Origin of the sequence: uncultured Sneathiella sp. (assembly GCF_963976355.1) — a bacterium.
Taxonomy (GTDB): domain Bacteria; phylum Pseudomonadota; class Alphaproteobacteria; order Sneathiellales; family Sneathiellaceae; genus Sneathiella.
Map to the genome: position 1 here is coordinate 214090 of NZ_CAXBKA010000004.1, position 21096 is coordinate 235185.

The following is a 21096-nucleotide window of genomic DNA, read 5'->3' on the forward strand; positions in this document are numbered from 1 at the left end:
AAGGAGGAATAGCCACATGCCCGACAATCAGTATATCGCGAAGATAGCTCTCGATGAAAAGACAGTTGTCCGGCGCAATGCGGATATTGAGCATGAACGCAAGGTCGCTATTTTCGATATACTCGATCAGAACAGCTTTATTGTGAACGGTTTTGAAGACGACGGCCCCTATTCCTTGCACCTCAGTATTGAAGACAACCGGCTTGTCTTCGATGTGCGGACGGAGGACGATACCACAGGCTTGGTTCGAATTCCGCTGCCGGTCATTTCCTTCCGCCGTATCATCAAGGACTATTTCCACGTTTGCGAAAGCTACTTTGATGCGATTAAAACGGCCTCCCCTTCCAAAATCGAAGCCATTGATATGGGGCGTCGCGGCCTTCACAATGAGGGGTCCGAACTCCTGAAGGAGCGCCTCAAGGACAAGGCGGAGACTGATTTCGACACGGCACGTCGCCTGTTTACCCTGATGTGCATCCTTCACATTCGGGGTTAGAATGACGAAAAGCCCATTCAGCCACAACCGTATTGGTTATACGGACCGGTTCCCCGCATGAGCGATTTGCCCTACAGCGATGAACTCCCGGGCAGTGTGCTTTTTGCCTGCACGCATAACAGTATCCGCTCCGTAATGGCCGAGAATATTATGAAAAGCCTCTATGGTCATGCGGTGTATGTGGATAGCGTCGGTGTGCGCGCGAAGACAGTTGACGGCTTCGCAATCGAAGTACTGGAGGAAATCGGACTTGATGCGTCCAACCATGTGGCAAAGAATTTTGAAGATCTGGAAGACAGCTCCTTCGACATGATTATCTCGCTCTCACGTGAAGCTCACAACAAGGCGGAAGAACTGACACGGACAACGGCGTGCGAAACCGAACTCTGGAATACAATTGACCCGTCTCTGACCGAGGGTAACCGGGAAATGCGATTGAATGCTTTCCGCCATGTTCGGGATGATCTCTATGAAAAAATCAAGGCCAGGTTCAGGATAGCCCCGGCACCACGTGTGTAAAAGCGGCGCTTAGACATACAGTAAATTCACCAATACTGCTGTTTTTTATGTTTTCTTTTGAACGGATTAAAGGAAAAGCTTGCTTTTTAGTATTCTTGCCCCTTATTTTGCAGCATCGGAAACGATTGGAATAGGATTTTATGGCGAAAGAAGAACTATTGGAGTTTGAAGGAACGGTGACGGAATTGCTGCCGAATGCAATGTTCCGTGTTGTTCTTGAGAATGATCATGAAGTGCTGGCGCATACTGCCGGCAAAATGCGCAAGCATCGCATTCGTGTATTGGCGGGCGACAAAGTGACCGTCGAAATGACACCCTATGACCTGACAAAAGGCCGTATTACCTTCCGCTACAAGTAGGTAATTTCTTATGGGTGACCAAAAAAGCCCTCGGACACCTGTTGCCGACAGGGTGGAACATAGTGCTGACAACGACCGGCTATCTCGTCACCTCCCTACTCTAATCCTTGCCTCTGCGTCACCGCGGCGTCTGGCTCTCCTGAAGCAGATTGGACTAATCCCTGAAAAGGTGGACCCTGCGGACATAGACGAAGCCGCCAAATCGAATGAACGCCCCCGCGATCTTGCAAAGCGCCTGGCGGTGGAAAAGGCATGCGCCGTGATGGCACGGCATTCCGGTTCTTTCCTTCTGTCGGCAGATACCGTCGTCGCAGTGGGCCGTCGGGCCCTTGGAAAGGCGGGCACGGAGGATGAAGCATATGCGTTTCTCGAACTGCTCTCCGGCCGCCGGCATCAGGTTCATACCGGCATTGCCCTCGTAACCCCAAACGCAGACATTATTTCTCGCGTGGTCAGCACAGCCGTTGTCTTCAAGCCCCTCGACCAATCAGAAATTCGTGGCTATCTAAGGCAGGGTGAATGGCAAGGAAAGGCGGGCGGGTATGCCATTCAAGGCTATGCCGCCGCGTTCGTCCGTCAAATACAGGGCTCATACAGCAATGTCGTCGGCCTGCCGCTCTTTGAAGTCAGCAATCTGTTGCGCGGTAACGGCTTTCCATTCTGGACGGAAACGGCCGGATGAAAAAGACCCTCCTGATCGAAGAAGGTCCGTTTGAAACCCGTAGTGCCCTTCTGAATGACGATACCGTCGTGGAATTGCAGATAGAGCGCCCGGGGAACATTTCCCGCATCGGTAGGTTTTACAACGGCCGCGTGTCAAAGATTCTCCCGGATTTGAATATCGCCTTTGTCGATATTGGGGAGAAGACCGATGGCTTCCTACAGTTAAGTGATCTGCAAACAAAATCAGCAAATCTCAACAGCGCCATAACAGAAGGGGAAAGACTTCTTCTGCAGGTGATCAAGGACGCCAAAGGGGATAAAGGACCACAACTTGGCGCCCGATTTGCGCTCCATGGACCGAACCTCATCTACAGGCCGTCGGGTAAAGGATTAACACTCTCCAAGAATATAAAAAACGCGAACAATAGGAACAGGATCACAAAGCTGTTGGGCGAGTTCGCCGAAAATGCAGGAATTACTGTAAGGACGAACGCAAACAAAACTGCCGACCAGCTTCTCTTGTCGGAGATCAAATCCCTGATTTCAGAGTGGGAAGAAATCTCTGCGGAAAAAAGCGCATCGGAAAAGCCGCGCCCTATCGGAAAACCGGAATCCCCCCTCACCCGTATCCTGCAAACCTTATTTACAGGCGATAGCAAAGTGATCGTCAACAACGCCGCAGCGCTGAACGCAACGAAATCTTACCTGATCCATAAATTGTCAGGGCTTGAAGCTGATATAGAGCTTTGGAATCGGCAGGAGCCACTCTTCGAGACGATGGGCGCGAACGCAGCGATTGAGCAGGCGTTGCAAAAACGGGTGCCGCTCAAGTCTGGTGGGAATATTACATTGGAGCCGACAGAGGCGGCAATCGTCATCGATGTTAATTCTGCCTCTCATACCAGGCGGGATGGAAGACGATCGGCAGCCCTCTCCGTAAATCTGGAGGCGGCAGCTGAAGTCTGTCGCCAAATCCGCCTGCGCAACTACGCCGGAACAATCATCATCGATTTCATTCAAATGAACGGCAAAGGCGACGCCGGGGAACTCAGCAGCTTTTTACAAAACCAGCTCGATCAGGACTCCGTCCCGTCGCGTATGATCGGCATGACCGAAATCGGATTGATGCAGATAACGAGAAAGCGCACCCGCCCGCAATTGAGCGACATCATGACTAGAAGCTGCCTGCAATGCGACGCGTATGGCTTTGTACCCAATGATATCACATTAATGGCCGGCCTTTACCGCGAGTTGCAGGACGTTATCCGCTTTTCTCCCGGTGCGTCGCTTCATATTAAATCCGGAACGGGACTGGCGTTGAGACTTGAACGCCAAAAAGCTATGCTGGAGAAGGAATTGGCAAAGCCGATCTCCATTTTGATCGACACGGCCCTTTCTGAAAGCGAATATCAGATACTTTAGGAATAAAAATGGACAAGAAACTTCCAAACAAGCCCTGTCCGCAATGCGGGGCCCCTCCGGTGGTCAAATTCCGCCCCTTTTGCTCCGCCCGCTGCAAACAGGTCGATCTCGGGAAATGGTTCAATGAAGCCTATGTCATTCCAGGGGAAGAAACCATTCCGGCTAATGACGAGGACACGAATTAACGGAGCAGTTATGGCCCCTTAGCCAGCAAAAGCCAGACTAAAATCCGGGATGCCGGCTTTTGCGCTTTTTTAACTCAACACCTCTGGACAGCCCGGAATATTTCTTTTATAAACCTGCTTCCTCGCCCACGCGGCATAGCGTGTCTCGCGACAAGCCCAGGTAGCTCAGTTGGTAGAGCAGCGGACTGAAAATCCGCGTGTCGGTGGTTCGAATCCGCCCCTGGGCACCATTTTTTCAAATCGCGAACAGTGCAAGACATGTGAAGCTAAATGGTTTAGGCTCAAAAACGGCACAATATCCTTATGCCCCTTACAGGCGTCGGGCAAGGATCAAAGTCGAGCCTAATCCGATGATACGGCATAATCCAGTTGATATTCATTTCTCAACTTGCGGGCTAACTCTGTGACTACCGCTTGGTTTGTACTGCCAAACACTTTCGTACTGAATTTCTTTTAGGAACCAATCATGCAGCTGGATATTGATGTTCAATTACATTATCGCTTGGAAGAGCCAACCGATATTTTGATGCAGATAGAGATCGCCGATCTTCCCGATCAACAGCTGTTAAGCTCAAATCTTGAGCTGGGAAAATACGAGCACTTCGCCCGCGTCTTGGCTCAGGAGGGCCTTGGTGATCGCATTTTGCTCCGAATGAATGATGCGTTTAAATGTCACTATACAGCGCGCGTCTCTGTTGATCGCCCTGCCCTCAAACTTGCCAATCTGAAAGCCGTACCACCGCATCTCCTGCCAGGCGACACGATCAGGTATTTAATGCCATCGCGATACTGCCCCGCGATTGAGTTTCAATCCTTTGCCGCCACCGAATTTGGCGAATTTGAAGGCGGTGCGCGCATTGCGATAATGCAGGACTGGATTACCGAAAAGGTGCGATATGTTTCGGGCTCTAGCAACGGCCAAACGACTGCCTTCGATACCTTTGTGCAACGTCAGGGCGTCTGCCGTGACTTTGCTCATCTAATGATCACGCTTTCGCGCGCCTCTGATATTCCTGCGCGTTTTGCCAGCGTATATGCGCCGGGGGTAGCGCCGCCTGACTTTCATGCGGTAGCGGAAGTTTATTTGGCGGGAACCTGGCATCTTGTTGATACATCAGGCATGGCAGAAGCTAATGAAATAGCACGGATCGGCGTAGGGCTTGACGCCGCCGAAGTTCCCTTTCTGAGCGGCTTTGGACAGATTAAACTACTGCACCAATCCGTCCAGACCAAAGTTGTGGTAGATTAACCCGTGCAATGGCTTTGTTGGGGGAAAATGCTTGGGTGCGGATGTTACGACTCCAATTTAGTGGCCTCGTCCAGCGTACCGAGGCGTCATCATTCTGTCGGTGGTTCTGTACCGCCCCTGGGCACCATATTTCCAAATGCACTATGCCTGCATCATCTTCACCTTATACTTTGCCAGCCGAAACAACCCGTTTGCCAAAATTACCGATCCAAAAAGCACGATGCTTAAGATAATCGGATCGAAGACATTGCCTGAAGTGTCATAGATCCACCCTGCGATTGGCGGACCCGCTGCCATTATCGCATAATAACCGGTGAAGAAAATTCCCATACCAATCGCACGTCGGTCAGGACGCATGGCCTCCCCGGCGAGGGCCATGATTACACCGGCAGGTGCCATGCCTATCAAGCCGAACATAAGACTGGAAACGAGACCATTGCCATTACCTGCCAATAATGCTAAGGCCGCCATGGCTCCAATCATACATATTGTCAGGACAATACCCGGCCTGCCGCTGCGGTCAGCGAGCTGACCACATGCAGCGCCGGAAAAAATCATGACCCAGCTTCCAACGCTGATTATTGTAGCCGCTTCAACAGCGCCAGCCCCGGCTTCCTCAAGCACTAAAGGTGAAAAGCTTAGATAAATTACGTATGCAGCATTGAATAGGCCCCAGGCCGCAGCGGCAATCAAGGTTAAGCCAAGCTCTTCAAGGCTTAGTCCGATCGGCGGCTGGTCACGCTTCGTTACTACAGCTTCCTCGGGCGGACGATACAAGCTAAGAATAGCAAGACCACCCACGGCGCAGTATCCGGAAGCGCTCAGGAACGCACAGCGCCAGTCCACTGTCTCAGCTAACCATTCATGCCCGATCTGGCCGATGGCGATGCCAAAGGGCCAGCTCATCACAAGAACGCTCATCGCGGTGGCGATTTCTTTACCGGCAAACCAATCCGTAATCATTTTCGTAAAATATAGCGTCGAGAACAAAAAGCCCACTCCACTAATCAATCGGCCTAACCCGACCACCGAACTGTCTGGAGCGATCCCCGATAATAGTCCGCCAACTGCCAGCGAAATCATCCCGGCGGCGCCCAGAACGCGATCTGAAAAATACCGTCCTGACAAACCGGCGGGTATGGCGAGAAAAAGCCCGGGCAGCATGAAAAGCCCGATTAGGGTACCTATTTCGGTATAATCTAGGCCAAAGGCATCGATAAGGTTGTTGCTGACGGATCCCAGCGTTTGAAATTGCAATCCAAGCCCAACCCGCGCAAAAAAAAGCAGCAATAGTATGCGCCAGCGAATAGCCATAGAAAGTCCTTTACCCTTATTTGGTTGTCGGGCCATCGCCGACCCGCGGATTGATGCGCCCACCATCGGCGATCGCCATTATCATCACAATCTCTTCCGGGAGCGGGGCATCCGGCACGGAAACGGTCATGGTGTCGAAATGCGCAAAGGACCATGCCTCGTCTTTATGCCCAAGCGGCACATCAATTCTGGAGCCCACGGCACCGATCTTGACATTTGAGGGGATCAGCGCCTTGCCTCCGCCCAAAGCCGCGCGCATGTATTTTCCGAGTTTCGGGTGTATCAGCGCACCCCCATGTTCCATGTCTCCGCCAGTACCCACGAGGGCCGCTTTGCCATAACTGACCGAGGGACCCGGCAACATGGTCGCTAGCTCACCCATAAGACTCTCGCCGAGCGCCGCCCCAGTATCAAATAATTCGGCGAGATCTTCCTTGTATCCATTGGCAAGGGGATTCTTAGTCACGGCTGCCACCGCAATCCGGGTAACAGGCGTGCAGGATATGCCATACGGATCTGTGAACACAGTGTCCCGGATGATGACTATTCTTCGCTTGTGCATACTGCGCCACCTCCAACATTTGAAATCAGATAGATGTAACTCTATGCCCAACCGAGAGCTTTGAGGGAATATCCATCATTCCATATTTTCGTCATAAGGCTAATCTTTAAGCCGTCGAATTCCATGGCGTATACATAATCGGCAGCGACGGCCTTGCCGGTTGCGGGAACCGGCCCTCCGTCGCCGCTATGCGTGCCGTGAAAAACCGCCGAAGCCACCACAACACCCCGCCCCTCATCACTTACGAAGGCCTTTAATTCATAGCGGCCATCAGGAATTGGAACCAGCAGCCCCTTCATCCATTCCACGTAACCCTCAAGCGTGCTGACATCCGCCAACACTTCGGACTGGCAGGAGAAAGTCGCTCCTTCGTGACAAAAATTCCTGCAACCGTCCCAACCTCGACCGGTTTCGCATGCCTCAAAAAACCTCCAAGCCGTATCGCCAATAGTCATTATTGTCTCCTGTCACCGCGCTTATCACAAAGCAATATCTTCCGTTTTTCATAGCTGAGCTTAGCGAAAGAAGAAGAAGTGGAAAATCGGTCATATGCATTATTTTATCTACTGCATTTGATGTATAGGGCGATGATGCAAGATGCATTATGCTCCTTGGACGACGCGATAAGCTGTCGTTTGACGTGCAGCCCATTTCGGAGAATTAAGCCTTGTTAAGCCCTCGAGAGAAGGAAATTGCAGCAGCCTATACGCGAGGCGATAATTACCAGCGAATTGCCGCCCATTTTCATATTGCGCCGTCTACAGTTCGCACGCATCTCGCGACGATCTATCGGAAACTCGGCGTATCGTCCAAAATTGAATTACTTAAAGCACTTGAAGGTGAGCAACCAAAATCCAAAAGCTCGGAGGAACAAGCCACATTGATCTCGGAGCTTGCCCTTAGTCTTGAAGAAGCAATCAGCCGGGAACGGGCTTTGAGCGAGGTATTGAGTATCATCAGCAGGGCAAGCGGCGACGTACAGGAGGTCATTTCTGCCGTTCTTGGCTATGCTCTCGAGTTATGCGATGCGCAATACGGAATACTTTTCGCTTTCAGTCCCGAAAAAGGCTTCAAGGCGACGTATATCAAGGAAATCCCACTGGCATTCCAGACTTGGCTAAGCGAGCAGGGCTGGTTTCATGTCAATCCAAACACGGGCCTCGGACGCATGGCCTCCGCCACCGATATTATCAATATCGCCGATGTTCGCATGGAGGAAATATATCGTCACGGAGATCCCTTGCGCGACGCCACCGCAAATTTGGGAGGAGCGCGATCGTTTACAGCCATTCCCATGGTATCAAAAGAGGGTTTGATCGGTGCCTTTACCATATATCGCCAACAACTGCGTCCCTTCGACGACAAAAGCCTGCAATTAGCCAGGATTTTTGCCGATCAGAGTGTTATCGCCATCGAAAATGCGCGGCTTGTCAGTGAGATAGGAAATGGCAGAGACAAGTAAGAAGGTCTTCGTGCTTCCAAGCACAATAAAGGTACTCGGCATGCTAACGCGCTATCCGCGTGTCGGTGGTTCGAATCCGCCCCTGGGCACCATTTTTGATATTCGCGAAATGTAAACACTAATAATTTAGAATGCTAAATTAAGTGGCTGAATTCTTTGTATTCTAATGTAAAAAAAGCGATTTGCCGATAACGTCGACAAATCGCTTTTTTATATCACATTTTGTGGACTAAATCCTTGTTAACGGAAAGTCCGGCTTTTCCAGAGTGATACAAAATGTTGTAAAGCCCCCTTGTTATGTACCATTATTTGATAGAGTTTCGGGAATGGGTGGTCTCATATTGAGGGCCTGATGAGGTCTGATGTGATTATACTGCCTGCGCCATTTGTTGATGACAGTTTTGGCCTGATCAATGATTGTAAACCATTCGGAGTTGATCAAGAACCTAAACCTGATCACCTGTAAATCGAAACATCATTTGTTTTTTAGACATAACCTCACCCATCTTTGCTGTGTTGGATAGTCCTAAGCTTAAGCGAGATTAGAGTAAGGATAAATATAAACTCAAACTATGGCATATGCGGCAGTATTAATTGGGGAGAAATACTTTAATAAAGTTACGAATTGTCAAAATACGCAACTGTATTAAGCACACAACATCTGATTTAGAAGCATCAAATGTAATTATAAGACTGATTCCCAAAATGGCTCGAAGGAGTTACACATGTTAGCAAACTTACCCTGCTTTCGAACGACCACGCCCAGATCACATTTTGGACATATGTATGCATCAACTTGACATTTAACAAAGGAACAAAGGTATATCTCCCCCGTAACGCAATTATTGCATTTTGGATTAACATACCCACAATGCGGATAGTGGACATAGACAGGATAAATTAGTTCTTTCCACCTTCACTATAAAAATTTCTTCAGATTATTATTTCACCGCTCCGAAGAATAATGGATCTGGCAACACTATAAGCTGCCAACATGGAAGTCTTTGGATTATCAGGAAGTGAGTTGCCGGCAATTTCAACTGACATTTCTCCAAAATCGCCGGAGGCCTTGAGATAGTGAAAGTTAGATGAGGTGGAAGGATCGGCAACAATGATTGCCCTGGTATCCTGGAAACCAAGACCAGCCAACGCAATTGTTGCAATGACATTCGCATTTTTCGGATAACGCCGTACCGCTTCTTCCGCCGATCCTTCATACAGAACGACAGGCTCTCTCAGGTTATCCTGCATTAAAAATTTTTCACCTGGAGTCCCTCTCCAAGCCTGTGGAGGTTTCACAACCTTATGTTCTACGACTTTAAGGCCCGAGAATCGGGCCGCCGACAAGGCTTCCACGCCTGCTATGGCGCCCGTGATTATGGATATTCTTGCACCACTCTTCGCGGCATTTTCCATCAGCGTATTACGAAGCTCTTCATCAGCGAGCACACCAACGGATATAATTGAAAAGGCAATGCCTGCCGCAAGGATTTCAAGCCCATACTGACGCACAGACTGATGTCCAGCACATTCATAAATACCATCAGGAGCCAATGCGATAAGATCTTCAACCCTATGCACAACTTGGCAACCTGACGGCAACTCAATTGTGTTGGTTTTTCCCGGCCGGACCAAAACGGCAGTAATCATTGTATTGCGGGAATGCCGATGAACGACATCCATGACAACTTTTGCTATCGCACCATATCCGATTAGGCCGATCCGCCGGGAGTTTGTCATGATGCTAAGAACTGCCCATCAAATACTTCATTGAGCGTCATGCTTCGTTCAATGGATTTGTTCAATTGTAGAACATTTTGTGTCACATCAAGCGTTTCTTGAGAAAACTTCCCAGACGAAGAAACGGCAGCCTTGACCATACCTGCACCGATGTCCAGGACTTCATCCCCTAACGCACCAAATACCGGTTTGAGTGGCTCACTGATGGCTTTCGCATCATTTTCCAAAACGAACTTCGATGCCTTGCTAAGCGCCTTTACCATCGCAGTGCAGGTTTCCGGATTAGACGCCATATACTCAGGTGTTGTCCAAAGCCCCTCCATCATAAACGAAGGGAGGTTGGGGTCCTGTCCGTTCGAATTATCAATAAGGGTAATCGCCTTACCTGAATGAACAACGCGCTCGCCAAGCGGAACAGAAATGTAGATAACATCTACATCCTTGTTTTCGAGTGCGGCAGCAACAGCTGGCCCCCCCCCCACACCGACAATCGTCGCATCTGTATCAGGGTTCAATCCCGCCTTCGCCAAATTAAATCTCGCAAGCTGCCAGGTTAGCGACCCGGGCCTTGTGACCCCTATTTTAAGACCCTTTAGGGCAGCCAGTTTCTCGCCAATCGGGCTGTCTGCTGTCAGATTTAGTCGATCAGCGGTTTCCTTAACCATTGAAACATTGATGATATTCTTGTCCAATGTCGCCATGATACATTTGAGTTCAAGACCGCGTGCCAGAGCCGGTAGCACCTGCGCCCCGTCATTGACGGTAAAGGCTGCGTCCCCTGAAATTACCGCCTGAACATCTGGGCCTCCGCCACGGGTTACCACGAGGTCGACATCAAGCCCCTCTTCCTTAAAAAAGCCAAGTTCAGATGCCAGATAGTTCTGAATAAAGGCCAACGAGGTAACAGCTTGCGTGACGGTAATTTTCTGGAGCGTGCTTGCTCCAAAAGCTGGACGTTTTAGCCCGATTGTCCCTGCAAGGGCCAACGTTGCTGCGCTCCCTGTCAAAAATGATCTACGAGGTATGCCTTGTATCTTTGTCATTTTACACTCCTGGTTTAGTTGTGGTTCGGGTCCAAATACTGATTTTATATTTTCGGCTGTATGACCGGGGCGGATCAAAGCCCCTGACCGCCCGCATCCCCTGAGCGAGATGGCGGCCTCCAAGCAAGTGCGCGTCGTTCGATCCATGCCAAAATAGAATTCAACAGCACAACAAGTATCATCAACACGATAATGCCGCCCATTGTTCCTGTGGTGTTGTAAATACTTGTTTCCAGTTGGATTTTATAGCCAAGGCCTTCACTGGACGCGATAAACTCTCCAATGATTGCCCCGATGACAGCGTAAGGAATGGAGAGCTTCAGCCCTAGAATGATGTAAGGCATAGCGGCTGGAAGGATAACTTTGGTAAACAGGCTGAAAGACCTGGCCCCCATCACCCATGCCAGATCAACATAACGTCTTTCGACGGAACGAACACCAGCATAGGAATTGTAGAATACAACAAAAAATACAAGCGTAAACACAAGAACGATTTTCGGAGTAATCCCAATTCCAAACCAGATCACGAATAGAGGAGCTAAGGCGACACGTGGGATTCCGTTGAGTGCGAGAAGGAAAGGATCAAGAATTTTCGCCGTCTTTTCCATCCTCCCTATTGGTAATCCCAGCGCAAGGCCAAAGAACGCCCCAAGGGAATAGCCGACTATTATCTCTGTCATAGTCGCGCTCAAATGCCGCAAGAAATCACCGTTAATTATCCAATTATAAATATAGGCAACAATCAGACTCGGTTTGGAAACCCAGAAGGAATCAAAAAGTCGTCCCGACATAAACTCCCAGGATCCCAGCACAACTACCAGAATAGCTGTCTGCCAGATCAGCGTTGTGTTGATGGCCTTTTTATTTTTTGCGACGGGTTGAAGCCGTTGTTTGGAATTTTCGGCATCAGACATTTAGTTTCTCCCCATTGCGTTGGCCGCTGAAACTTCATCCGCTAGTTCATCCCATAAATCAGAAAGCGCTGTGCGAAACTCAGGATCATCATGCAGATGATGCAAATCTCTGGGGCGTGTAAGCTTGATATCATACACAGACCGTATCTTGCCGGGACGCGCCGTCATAACCACGACCCTGTCTCCCAGTGCAATGGCTTCCTGCAAATCATGTGTAATAAAAATGACCGTCTTTTTATCCTGCAGCCACAGATCCAAAAGCTGTTGCTGTAGGACGATCCGTGTTTGAGCATCAAGCGGGCCAAAAGGTTCGTCCATAATTATAAGCCCCGGATCGAATGACAGGGCCCGCACAATATTGCCACGCTGGCGCATGCCGCCGGATAATTGATGTGCGTAGCGGTTTTCGAATCCGGCGAGCCCAACTTTGTTGAGCAACTCTTCACTACGCTTTATACGTTCTGCCTTTGCCACTCCGCGAATTTCCAATGGAAATTCAACGTTTTCCCGCAGCGTACGCCAAGGATAAAGGTTATCCTCCTGGGTAACATAGCCAATATTGCGAAGCTGTTGCCATGCGGGTTTGCCGTTAATCAGAATTTGACCGGATGAAGGCTTATCCAATCCGACGACAAGGTTAAGCAATGTAGATTTCCCACATCCGGATGGACCAACTACTGTAACAAATTCCCCATCACCGACATTCAGTGAGAAATTATCAAGTGCTATCACTTCACCGCCATCAGGACTTTCAAAGACCTTTGTTACCTTGTCGAATATTAAAAAGTCCGATGAAGACTGCATGCATTTCGCCTCAAATTTAAAGTCATCTTGTTGATGTTTAAATCATTCAATCACATATACTGCATTGCCAACAAGAGCATAATATGGAACGATCAGTTGCTAAATTGGCAACAACAATCCTAGTCTTCACCCTCACTAGATTTAGGGATAAAGGTATTTCTCATGGACCGCGATCTTCAGTCATTAATGCCTAGAGCGAGAGATGCGCAGCATCTCACGGCCTTACGTTATTTCCATGAAGTGGCAAAGACCGGCTCAATTCGCGAAGCAGGTGATAAACTCAATGTCGCCTCTTCTGCCATTAGCAGGCAAATTTCAAAACTGGAGGCGGAAGTTGGAGAGGTGTTATTTGAAAGGCTGCCGCGCGGCATGAAGTTGACTGCGGCTGGAGAAATATACAGCGAGTATGTGGTCGACAGCCTGCTCGCTCTTCGCAGGCTTGGCTCTGAAATTCAACAACTACGGGATATGAAGCTCGGGACAGTAAAAATTGCAGCCATTGAAGGAATGATAGGCTCCTTCCTCTCCCCACTTGTTTCCAGCTTTAGGAGAGAGTATCCCGACATTAATTTTCAGCTCCTCGTGGCGAGTGCAGCAGATGTGACAACCCAACTGTTGGCTGGCACAGCAGACATCGGACTTGCATTTAATGCGCCCGCTCAGGAAAAAATTGAATATCGCCTTAGAATTAAAGATCCTGTGATGGCGATAATGGCGCCAGATTTTGAATCAAGTAATATTGAGAAGTTCGATTTGCGCAGTGTTGCACAAAGCCCCATTGCAATACCCGTCGCAACATTTGGAATCCGTAATCTTCTTGATCAGGCCTGCCGTGAAGCAAAGATTCCCATTAATCCCACGCTGGAAACAAACTCCATTGAAGCGCTGCGGGCTTTCGCAAAGAATGGAGACGGTATCTCAATACTACACACCTATGCCGTTAAAAAGGAACTGGAAGCCGGAGAACTCATCGCCCGACCCATAACTTCCAATGCGTTAACAGGCGGGACTATTGACCTCTGCATTCTATCTCAGAGATTGTTGCCGGTCGCTGCAAAGGAATTTTTGATGTTCGCGGAAGACAGGCTTACTCATGTGAAGTAGATGTACGGTCAGTCTGTGTCCTCCTTTTGTCCGATATCATGCCCAAACAGCAGCGATCTGTTTTCTTCCAGATCGATATGGACATCTATCAGCGCTGGCCCTTCTGCCTGGAGCAACCACTTCACTGTTTCCACTATTTCATTACCTTTTATAACCTTACGCCCGTCGGCACCAAAAGATTTTGCCAATACTGCGAAATCAGCGTTCCCATACTCAGTACCATAACTATATTCTTGACGCGCTTTCATAGCGCCATAGGCAAAGTCATTCAAAATCACAACTTTAACATTCGCACCAGTCCGAACAGCTGTTTCCAGTTCTTGGCAATGCATGCTGAAGTCACCATCTCCCAAGACACAAATGACCTGACGCTCCGGAGAAGCAATCGCCGCACCAATGGCACCTGACAAAGCGAAGCCGACAGTGCCGGAATTAGCCGCATAAAAGAAGTTCTCCGGCTGACGAACGAGCCATTCCCCAGCAAACTGCTGAAAACGCCCTCCCCCCATAACGATCGTATGATCTACAGATACATTTTCCTCAAGCGCGTTCATAACGGCTTGTGGCTTAACGGCAATGTCATCATAAATCTCATAAAAATATTTGCGCTTTGCCAAACGGTCTTCAGCTTTCGGTCTCAAATTCCAGAAAGGAGCTGCAGGGTCTCGAAATTTCTCCGAAAGTTTCTTCGAGAAAGCGCCCGCATCGCCCACAATAGCCAAATCAACTTTCCAGTTCTGCGCAATCATCGAAGCTTCTATATCGACCTGAATAATTGCCTGATCTTGATTAAGCAGCGACCAATTATGTGTTGTGAGATCATCCAGCCGGCAGCCCAAAGACAGGACGAGATCGGCCTCTTTCAAAGTTTCACTGGCATGCGCCTGCCCAAAACGACCTGCGTGGCCCAGGCACAGAGGATGATCCTCTGCCAATGCTCCACGACCATTTGGGGATGTTACGACGGGAATTTCCCAGCGCTCGCACATATTGCGTATCGACTCTCTAGCTGCGGCAGACCGCCCTCCACCTCCGACTACAGCAACCGGCCTTTCGCAATTTAGCAACAATTCAACCGCGGTATCGACGGCTGCAGCAGCCGGCTCTGGCGGATAGGCATGAGCAAATTTCTTGAAAGGAGAGGCTACTTCTTCATTCCAGAGATTTTTGGGTACACTTAACAAAACTGGCCCAGGCCGACCCGACATTGCCAAGCGCAAAGCTCTGTCAAGAAGCCTCGGAAAAGCGTCAGTGCTCTCGACCCGTTCACAAAATTTCAGCATCGGAGAAAAAACAGCAATCTCCGGCATTTCATGCCAAACTTCACGCCCAATAAGCGACTGATGCTCTTGACCCGCAATTATGAGAAGCGGTGAAGAATCACGCATCGCGGCAAGTGCCGCCGTAAGCGTGTTTGCCAATCCCGGACCAAGATCAACGAGCAGAACACCAATTTTTGCGCCAAGCCTTGCGGTTGCGTCCGCCATATGACCTGCGCACTGCTCATGGCGAGTGACAACAAAATCCGGCTCCCCAAGTCGCCTCATTGCTTCCATTGCCGGTAATGTTGTGATGCCCGGTAATCCGAAAACCGTTTTTACCCCTAGGGCACTCACATTTCGCCATAAATATTCAGCGACATTTGACGCCATCAAACCTGCTCTCCTTGATTAACTGTCTTTATAGTCCAAGCCTGAATATAGGTTACCGGTACGGATTTCAGGAACAACTACCAAATTTAGCGCACAGAGAGCGCAAAACGGCAATTCATAAGGGGCCATAGAATCCGGTGTATGGCAAATTTCGCACCGCAAACCCCAAAGAAGAAGTGGGCAAAAATTAATACCAACAGCGCACTAGGCCAGACGAAAATGCAGTCATGGCGGCTGAACCAAGCATCAATCAGTTTGATTTTGTAATAGATGAAAATGTGGGGGCGCTGAAGATAGCTAAAGAGAGAGCAAGCTCAGCTACTGCAAATTATCTATTCGCCCCAAAAATCTTGTACTTGGAAGGCAGGGCAACAGAATGGAGTCTTGTTTCAGATAAGATAACAATAAACTACGTCATCTATGATGCTCACTCCGGAGAGAAGACTGCATCGAAAACAGTAAATGCTAAGATCGGATTTGCGACATTCGGTGAAGATCATCCGTTAGGTTTAGTGCTCAAGACCGTTAAAAATTTCTTAATGAAGTGATGCGAGAAGATTGAAGTGTTCTTCATAAGCAAAAATTGACAAATAGCAGGATGAAACGAGACAGAATAGGACAGAGTTGACGTAACTCCTTGATAGTTAACGAAATGTCCAATGTGACAAATTTCGAGTAGGGAGTATACGGATCGGAGAGAGTTTTTACCGTTCATGGCGGGATGCCCCTACCTAAAGGCACCAAATCCTAGGGCTTCGATATTGAACTAAAAAAACTACTTATTGAACTAAAGAACTACTTCCGGTGATCTATTTCTAGCTTATTGAGAATATTGTTGATCGTCCCTTTGGACCACGGGCGCCCTCTAGGTGACTTTATCTCCTGACTGTAGAGTTCATTGGCAATGAGTTGCAGAGATATTTTTCCTGTGAACTTTAGATCGAAGATCACTTATGGAATTGCTCCGCTACCAGCTTGCGTCTTAAAAGTATTGCGCCCGGTGGGAATACCAGCCCGTGCGAGTTCTTCCGCTATCATGTCGCCCATGGCGTCAACCGCAGCATTTTTGCTATTGCCGGCACGATACAAAACCAGATCTACGCTCGGTAATTCGGGAAAACTGTCCGCCTCTCCAAGAATTCTCATACCATCGATTATGGAACTCTTAGCAATCGCGCTAACGGCGAACCCGCTTAGGACTGCGGCGTGCAGTCCAGAAATACTTGTACTAACCAATGAAACCTTCCATTTACGTCCGGTTACTTCCAAGCCCGCCAAAGCGAGATCACGAAAAACATTCCCAGTGGGCAATAAAGCCAGCGGCACGGGATTTTTATCGTGCATTGACCGGTTCGTGCCCGTGACCCAGACTAATGGCTCCTGCGCGACAATCTGACCTTCACTGAACGCCCGCATGCCTGTCACCAGGGCAAGGTCAATTTCTCCTTTCTCCAATGACGCAATCAGTGGGCTGGAAAGCTGTGTCCGAATCTCTATCTCGACATCTGGAAATGCTGAAAAGAACCGCGACAGAATTTCCGGCATTATATAGGCAGCATAAAGGTCGGGCACACCAAGAACGACCCTACCGCTTAATTTTGGGGCGGCGATCCTAGCCATAGCCTCACTTTGCAGACTCATAATTGTCCGCGCATAACCCAACAACAACTCCCCATTACTCGTAAGAACAAGCTTCCGTCCCACATTGTCAAAGAGCGTTGCGTTTACCGCCTCCTCCAAACGCTTGATTTGTAAAGTCACCGCGGGTTGCGTGCGGCCGATGCGACGTGCGGTTTCAGAAACACTACCGGTCTCTACCAGAATGATAAAGGCCTGCAACAGGCGAAGGTCAATGGGAGGTTTCATGGCTACATATTAATATTATTTATAAAATAAATAAAAACATTAAATTTTTTAAATTGTGCGCTGCAGCATACACTCTCTTCATCGTGATTTAATCCACACAGCAACCCATGACCCAGGAGACTAATATGCAAAGAAGAACCCGCCGAACATTTATGCGCTTCGTATTGACAGCAGCTATTACTGCCTTCGCGGTAAATATAGTCACTCCAGTAATGGCTGAAGACAAGGTGATCAAAGTTGGAACGCTGAAGCTCATCCACGGGGTAACTCCTTATTTTTATCAAAAGTTTGCGCCAGAAGGCTACAAGATTGAAGTTGTTCCCTTTGAAAGCCCGACAGACGGCAAGAACGCTGTTGTCACAGGCACGGTCGATTTTGGTATTTATGGCCTGGCCGCCGCCACGTTGGGCGCAGCCGGGGGTGAGCCTGTCGTCGTCGTCGGCGCCGCGTGTAACCGCGGTATGGCCGTGGTTTCCGGTATCGACTCAGATATCAACACCATCAAAGATCTTGCCGGAAAGAAGGTTGCTATCTGGCCAGGTTCAACGCAGGAAGTTGTTATTCTTGATCGACTAGCCGCGGAAGGCATGAGTATAAAGGATATCAAGCCGATCCGCGTTTCATTTAGTGACATGGCGCCAGCGCTAGAGCGTGGTGATATTGACGCCTACGTAGGTGCAGAACCCGGGCCGGGTATCAGCCTTGCAAAAGGCGTTGGCAAAATCGTCGAGTATCCCTATTCGACACCTACCGGTTCCCTGAACATGGTTTTGACTACCAGCCAGGAAAAAGTAAGTTCTGACCCCGACTTGGTAAATACTCTGCTGACTATCCACAGTAAGGCAACCGAGTACGCTATGAGTAATCGCGACGCGTTTGTGGAAATAGCCATGCAGAAGCTTGGGCAGCCTGAGGCATCAATCGCCAAGGCAGCTCCGAATGTCGAATTGACCTGGAAGATTGACGAACTGTTTTTGGAGCAGGCCCGTTATTACGGAACCCAAATGCTGGACAAGAAGCAAATCCGTGAACTTCCTGACTATGACACATTTATTGTAGCGGACTTCGTCAAAAAGATTCAGGCAATGTGAGCCATCTCATGTCGAATGAAACACAAGTTTTGAGTGAAAAAAGGCATGCCGTGTCTGGGGTTTCCTCCCCGGCGCGGCCCGCGCTTCTCACTACCGTTATCAACCGCGCCCAAAAAATATTGATCGCAGTTATTGTTCCTGTCGCACTGATCGGTTTCTGGTCATTGATGGTAAAGTGGACTGGCACACGCCTGATCCCCCCGCCAAGTGAAGTCGTTCTTATGATGTGGGATTTTACCTTTGGCGGCATCTATGATGATGCCTTCAGTGCAAGCTTACCCATTCACCTATGGGTATCCCTGCAACGCGTTTATGGCGGCTTCTTGCTCGCAGCAGTCGTTGCCGTCCCTTTGGGCATCATGCTTGGTCGATTTGCCTGGCTTCGGGCAATGCTGGACCCGACACTTGCATTGCTTCGGCCAGTGCCCGTCACTGCATGGCTTCCTCTTTCTATGATCTTTTTTGGCCTAGGGCCGAGATCAGCCATTTTCTTGGTATTTCTAGGAGCATTTTTCCCGATCCTTTTGAACACTGTTTTCGGCGTTAAATCAGTTGATGAGAAGCTTTTTGAAGCGGCTTCAATGCTCGGATGCAAAGGCTCTCAACTATTTCGATCTGTTGTTCTGCCTGCAGCAACACCGAGCATATTCAATGGCCTGCGCCTCGGTCACGGGTTTGCCTGGATCCTGATTGTTGTCGGAGAAATGACGGGAGTCCCCGAAGGACTGGGCGCCGTAATCATGGATGGCCGGACGCTATCTCGAACTGAACTTGTCATCACAGGAATGATTGTAATTGGCTTGGTAGGATTCTTCTCAGATCGTCTCATAATCATGCTCAACAACCGCCTTCTAAGATGGAGCCCGCAACATCATGTCTAGAGTTAGCGCCACACGAATGAAAAATGCACCGCCGATCCTGCGGGTTGCCAGCTTGGATAAATTATTTAAATCCGCAGGTGGCGACACGCAGGCGCTTGATAATATCAATCTGGACATAGAAAAAGGCGAGTTTATATGTCTTTTGGGTGCCTCTGGTTGCGGTAAATCAACATTGCTCCGAATTATCGCAGGTTTTGAAAGCGCTACTTCTGGAGAGGCTGCGCTATATGGGCGAGCTATCAATGAACCGGGCCCCGATCGCGGTATAGTATTTCAGGATTATGCTTTATTCCCATGGTTAACCGTATACGAAAATATCGCATTTGGGCCCCGTCATCGCAGCCTTTCGAGCGAGGAAATTCGTCACATTACTGAAAAGTTCCTTAAGATGGTTGGTCTTACGGCTTTTTCCAAGCACTATCCAAGCCAACTTTCCGGAGGCATGAAGCAACGGGTCGCTATTGCACGTGTTCTAGCCAACGACACAGATCTTCTTTTAATGGACGAACCCTTCGGAGCCCTAGACGCCTTGACCCGTGCAAAACTTCAGGAAGAACTCCTTGAAATTTGGGAGCAAACAAATCTAACGGTTATTTTTGTTACACATTCGGTTGAAGAGGCAGTTGTTCTGGCAGATCGGATCGTCGTAATGAGCGCGAGTCCCGGTCGTATTGACAGCGATATTACCGTCGATTTACCACGCCCACGTGATGTATCATCTGAAAAATTTAATGCCCTCCGCCGAACAATAACCCGAAAGCTTAGCAGTAACCTAGGGGCCGTACGCCAAGCGAAATCAATAATTAGCGATTAAAAACTGGATATGAAAATGGTTTCACTTGAAGTCTATCTAGGAATGGACAAGCGGGCTCTTGACGCTGCCTATAACAACTCAGCTGCCGTTAAAGAGAGCGCGAGCATAATTGCTGAATGGGAAAAGCAAGGCCAAAAAATCCGTTCAAAAGCAAACGCCTATCTTGATATCGTTTATGGGCCACTCCCTAGAAATAAAATTGATTACTTTGCCGCACCTAAAATTAACTCTCCGCTTTTTGTGTTCATTCATGGCGGGTATTGGCAACGCAATCGCAAGGAAACTTTTTCCTTTGTTTCGGAATGTCTGGTGGCGAATGGTATAAATGTCGCTGTTGTTGGATATACACTCGCGCCCGAGGCCAGTTTGACCCAAATCGTTGGTGAAATTAATGCTGCGATCGACTTACTCTATGCACGCGCAACAGGCTTGGGGTTCGATCCGACCAGCATACATGTCGGCGGCTGGTCCGCCGGTGGGCATCTCGCAGTTCTTGCGGCTCAACATACCCATGTAACAAGCGTCCTATCGATCAGTGGTATCTTTGACCTGGAGCCTATAGAAAAAACATACATAAACGAGAAACTCCAGCTTTCAAGAAACGAGATAGAAACACTTAGTCCAATTAGAAGTTTACCCTCAAGAAAAATACCTTATTTGTTGTTTGTTGGAGGTAATGAATTATGCGAATTACGACGGCAATCAGAAGAATTCTCCGCGAGATTAAGCCAAGTAGAATTGAGCGCAAAGCTCACTATTCCCGAAGGCCACAATCATTTTACGATTTTAGAGGAAATCGCACGTCCAGACGGATTACTTGTATCTGAATTAAAGAAATTAATTCTACCCAAAAAGTAGTAATAGAATACTGTACTTCTACAAGGCTCCATTATTGGACCTCATTATTTTATATAGATATACGAACGACCGGCTTCAAATCGAGAGATTAATAAGAA

Annotated in this window: 23 protein-coding genes and 1 tRNA gene; 15 read left to right on the forward strand and 9 right to left on the reverse strand. The window is 48.8% G+C overall.

The window, feature by feature from the left end; translation table 11 throughout:
- The first annotated feature begins 16 nt into the window (after positions 1 to 16).
- From AAC599_RS11260 to AAC599_RS11295, 8 genes are all read left to right on the forward strand, one after another.
- On the forward strand, positions 17 to 496 hold the full coding sequence (locus AAC599_RS11260) for a UPF0262 family protein (RefSeq protein ID WP_340150496.1): 480 nt from the start codon (positions 17 to 19) through the stop codon (positions 494 to 496).
- 57 nt (positions 497 to 553) lie between these two features.
- The gene (locus AAC599_RS11265; RefSeq protein ID WP_340150497.1) at positions 554 to 1015 is read left to right on the forward strand and encodes a hypothetical protein; all 462 of its coding nucleotides are present in this window, start codon (positions 554 to 556) and stop codon (positions 1013 to 1015) included.
- A 140-nt stretch (positions 1016 to 1155) separates the two neighbouring features.
- The gene (gene infA, locus AAC599_RS11270; RefSeq protein ID WP_161315948.1) at positions 1156 to 1374 is read left to right on the forward strand and encodes a translation initiation factor IF-1; all 219 of its coding nucleotides are present in this window, start codon (positions 1156 to 1158) and stop codon (positions 1372 to 1374) included.
- A 10-nt stretch (positions 1375 to 1384) separates the two neighbouring features.
- Entirely contained in the window at positions 1385 to 2056 is a 672-nt protein-coding gene (locus tag AAC599_RS11275; RefSeq protein WP_340150498.1) for a nucleoside triphosphate pyrophosphatase, read from the forward strand.
- A complete protein-coding gene (locus AAC599_RS11280) occupies positions 2053 to 3459 on the forward strand; it encodes a ribonuclease E/G (protein WP_340150499.1) in 1407 nt (468 codons plus the stop codon). Before AAC599_RS11275 ends, AAC599_RS11280 begins: the two co-directional genes overlap by 4 nt.
- Positions 3460 to 3467: 8 nt before the next feature.
- Complete coding sequence (gene yacG / locus AAC599_RS11285) at positions 3468 to 3644, forward strand: DNA gyrase inhibitor YacG (RefSeq protein WP_340150500.1); 177 nt, start codon at positions 3468 to 3470, stop codon at positions 3642 to 3644.
- A gap of 154 nt (positions 3645 to 3798) precedes the next feature.
- A tRNA-Phe gene (locus AAC599_RS11290) sits at positions 3799 to 3874 on the forward strand.
- Positions 3875 to 4110: 236 nt separating this feature from the next.
- Entirely contained in the window at positions 4111 to 4893 is a 783-nt protein-coding gene (locus tag AAC599_RS11295; protein WP_340150501.1) for a transglutaminase family protein, read from the forward strand.
- A gap of 141 nt (positions 4894 to 5034) precedes the next feature.
- Here the strand turns inward: AAC599_RS11295 and AAC599_RS11300 are convergent, their stop codons facing one another.
- Genes AAC599_RS11300 through AAC599_RS11310 form a run of 3 tightly spaced genes read right to left on the reverse strand, consistent with a single transcriptional unit; the run spans position 5035 to position 7224 of the window.
- Positions 5035 to 6207 carry an MFS transporter gene (locus AAC599_RS11300; protein WP_340150502.1) on the reverse strand — a complete coding sequence of 391 codons (1173 nt, stop codon included), beginning with the start codon at positions 6205 to 6207 and terminating at the stop codon, positions 5035 to 5037.
- A gap of 16 nt (positions 6208 to 6223) precedes the next feature.
- A complete protein-coding gene (locus tag AAC599_RS11305; protein WP_340150503.1) occupies positions 6224 to 6769 on the reverse strand; it encodes an amino acid synthesis family protein in 546 nt (181 codons plus the stop codon).
- A gap of 41 nt (positions 6770 to 6810) precedes the next feature.
- Positions 6811 to 7224 (reverse strand): ester cyclase, encoded by a 414-nt coding sequence (locus AAC599_RS11310; RefSeq protein WP_340150505.1) that lies wholly within the window; start codon positions 7222 to 7224, stop codon positions 6811 to 6813.
- 212 nt (positions 7225 to 7436) lie between these two features.
- On the opposite strand from AAC599_RS11310, the gene AAC599_RS11315 reads away from it, so the two are divergent.
- Complete coding sequence (locus AAC599_RS11315) at positions 7437 to 8231, forward strand: LuxR C-terminal-related transcriptional regulator (RefSeq protein WP_340150506.1); 795 nt, start codon at positions 7437 to 7439, stop codon at positions 8229 to 8231.
- Positions 8232 to 9164: 933 nt separating this feature from the next.
- Here AAC599_RS11315 and AAC599_RS11320 read toward each other — a convergent pair.
- From AAC599_RS11320 to AAC599_RS11335, 4 genes are all read right to left on the reverse strand, one after another.
- Positions 9165 to 9971 (reverse strand): aspartate dehydrogenase, encoded by an 807-nt coding sequence (locus AAC599_RS11320; RefSeq protein WP_340150507.1) that lies wholly within the window; start codon positions 9969 to 9971, stop codon positions 9165 to 9167.
- Positions 9968 to 11014 carry an ABC transporter substrate-binding protein gene (locus tag AAC599_RS11325; protein ID WP_340150508.1) on the reverse strand — a complete coding sequence of 349 codons (1047 nt, stop codon included), beginning with the start codon at positions 11012 to 11014 and terminating at the stop codon, positions 9968 to 9970. The genes AAC599_RS11320 and AAC599_RS11325 overlap by 4 nt, the downstream gene beginning before the upstream one ends.
- A 74-nt stretch (positions 11015 to 11088) precedes the next feature.
- Positions 11089 to 11928: an ABC transporter permease gene (locus AAC599_RS11330; RefSeq protein ID WP_340150509.1), complete on the reverse strand. Its 840-nt coding sequence runs from the start codon at positions 11926 to 11928 to the stop codon at positions 11089 to 11091.
- Positions 11929 to 12732 carry an ABC transporter ATP-binding protein gene (locus AAC599_RS11335; protein WP_340150510.1) on the reverse strand — a complete coding sequence of 268 codons (804 nt, stop codon included), beginning with the start codon at positions 12730 to 12732 and terminating at the stop codon, positions 11929 to 11931.
- Positions 12733 to 12894: 162 nt separating this feature from the next.
- Here AAC599_RS11335 and AAC599_RS11340 point away from each other — a divergent pair, with 162 nt between their 5' ends.
- Positions 12895 to 13836 (forward strand): LysR family transcriptional regulator, encoded by a 942-nt coding sequence (locus AAC599_RS11340; protein ID WP_340150511.1) that lies wholly within the window; start codon positions 12895 to 12897, stop codon positions 13834 to 13836.
- 8 nt (positions 13837 to 13844) lie between these two features.
- Here AAC599_RS11340 and AAC599_RS11345 read toward each other — a convergent pair whose 3' ends face one another.
- A complete protein-coding gene (locus tag AAC599_RS11345) occupies positions 13845 to 15488 on the reverse strand; it encodes a thiamine pyrophosphate-binding protein (protein WP_340150512.1) in 1644 nt (547 codons plus the stop codon).
- A gap of 227 nt (positions 15489 to 15715) precedes the next feature.
- Here AAC599_RS11345 and AAC599_RS11350 point away from each other — a divergent pair, with 227 nt between their 5' ends.
- On the forward strand, positions 15716 to 16036 hold the full coding sequence (locus tag AAC599_RS11350) for a DUF4823 domain-containing protein (protein ID WP_340150513.1): 321 nt from the start codon (positions 15716 to 15718) through the stop codon (positions 16034 to 16036).
- 403 nt (positions 16037 to 16439) lie between these two features.
- Here the strand turns inward: AAC599_RS11350 and AAC599_RS11355 are convergent, their stop codons facing one another.
- The gene (locus tag AAC599_RS11355) at positions 16440 to 17354 is read right to left on the reverse strand and encodes a LysR substrate-binding domain-containing protein (protein ID WP_340150514.1); all 915 of its coding nucleotides are present in this window, start codon (positions 17352 to 17354) and stop codon (positions 16440 to 16442) included.
- Positions 17355 to 17479: 125 nt separating this feature from the next.
- Between AAC599_RS11355 and AAC599_RS11360 the strand changes: the two genes are divergently transcribed.
- The 4 genes from AAC599_RS11360 to AAC599_RS11375 are packed head-to-tail and all read left to right on the forward strand — an operon-like array spanning position 17480 to position 20998.
- The gene (locus AAC599_RS11360) at positions 17480 to 18445 is read left to right on the forward strand and encodes an NrtA/SsuA/CpmA family ABC transporter substrate-binding protein (protein WP_340150515.1); all 966 of its coding nucleotides are present in this window, start codon (positions 17480 to 17482) and stop codon (positions 18443 to 18445) included.
- Between the two features lie 8 nt (positions 18446 to 18453).
- On the forward strand, positions 18454 to 19326 hold the full coding sequence (locus AAC599_RS11365; protein WP_340150516.1) for an ABC transporter permease: 873 nt from the start codon (positions 18454 to 18456) through the stop codon (positions 19324 to 19326).
- A 16-nt stretch (positions 19327 to 19342) separates the two neighbouring features.
- Positions 19343 to 20140, forward strand: coding sequence for an ABC transporter ATP-binding protein (locus AAC599_RS11370; protein ID WP_340150517.1), 798 nt, complete (start codon positions 19343 to 19345; stop codon positions 20138 to 20140).
- Positions 20141 to 20155: 15 nt separating this feature from the next.
- Entirely contained in the window at positions 20156 to 20998 is an 843-nt protein-coding gene (locus AAC599_RS11375) for an alpha/beta hydrolase (protein ID WP_340150518.1), read from the forward strand.
- Positions 20999 to 21096 lie beyond the last annotated feature (98 nt).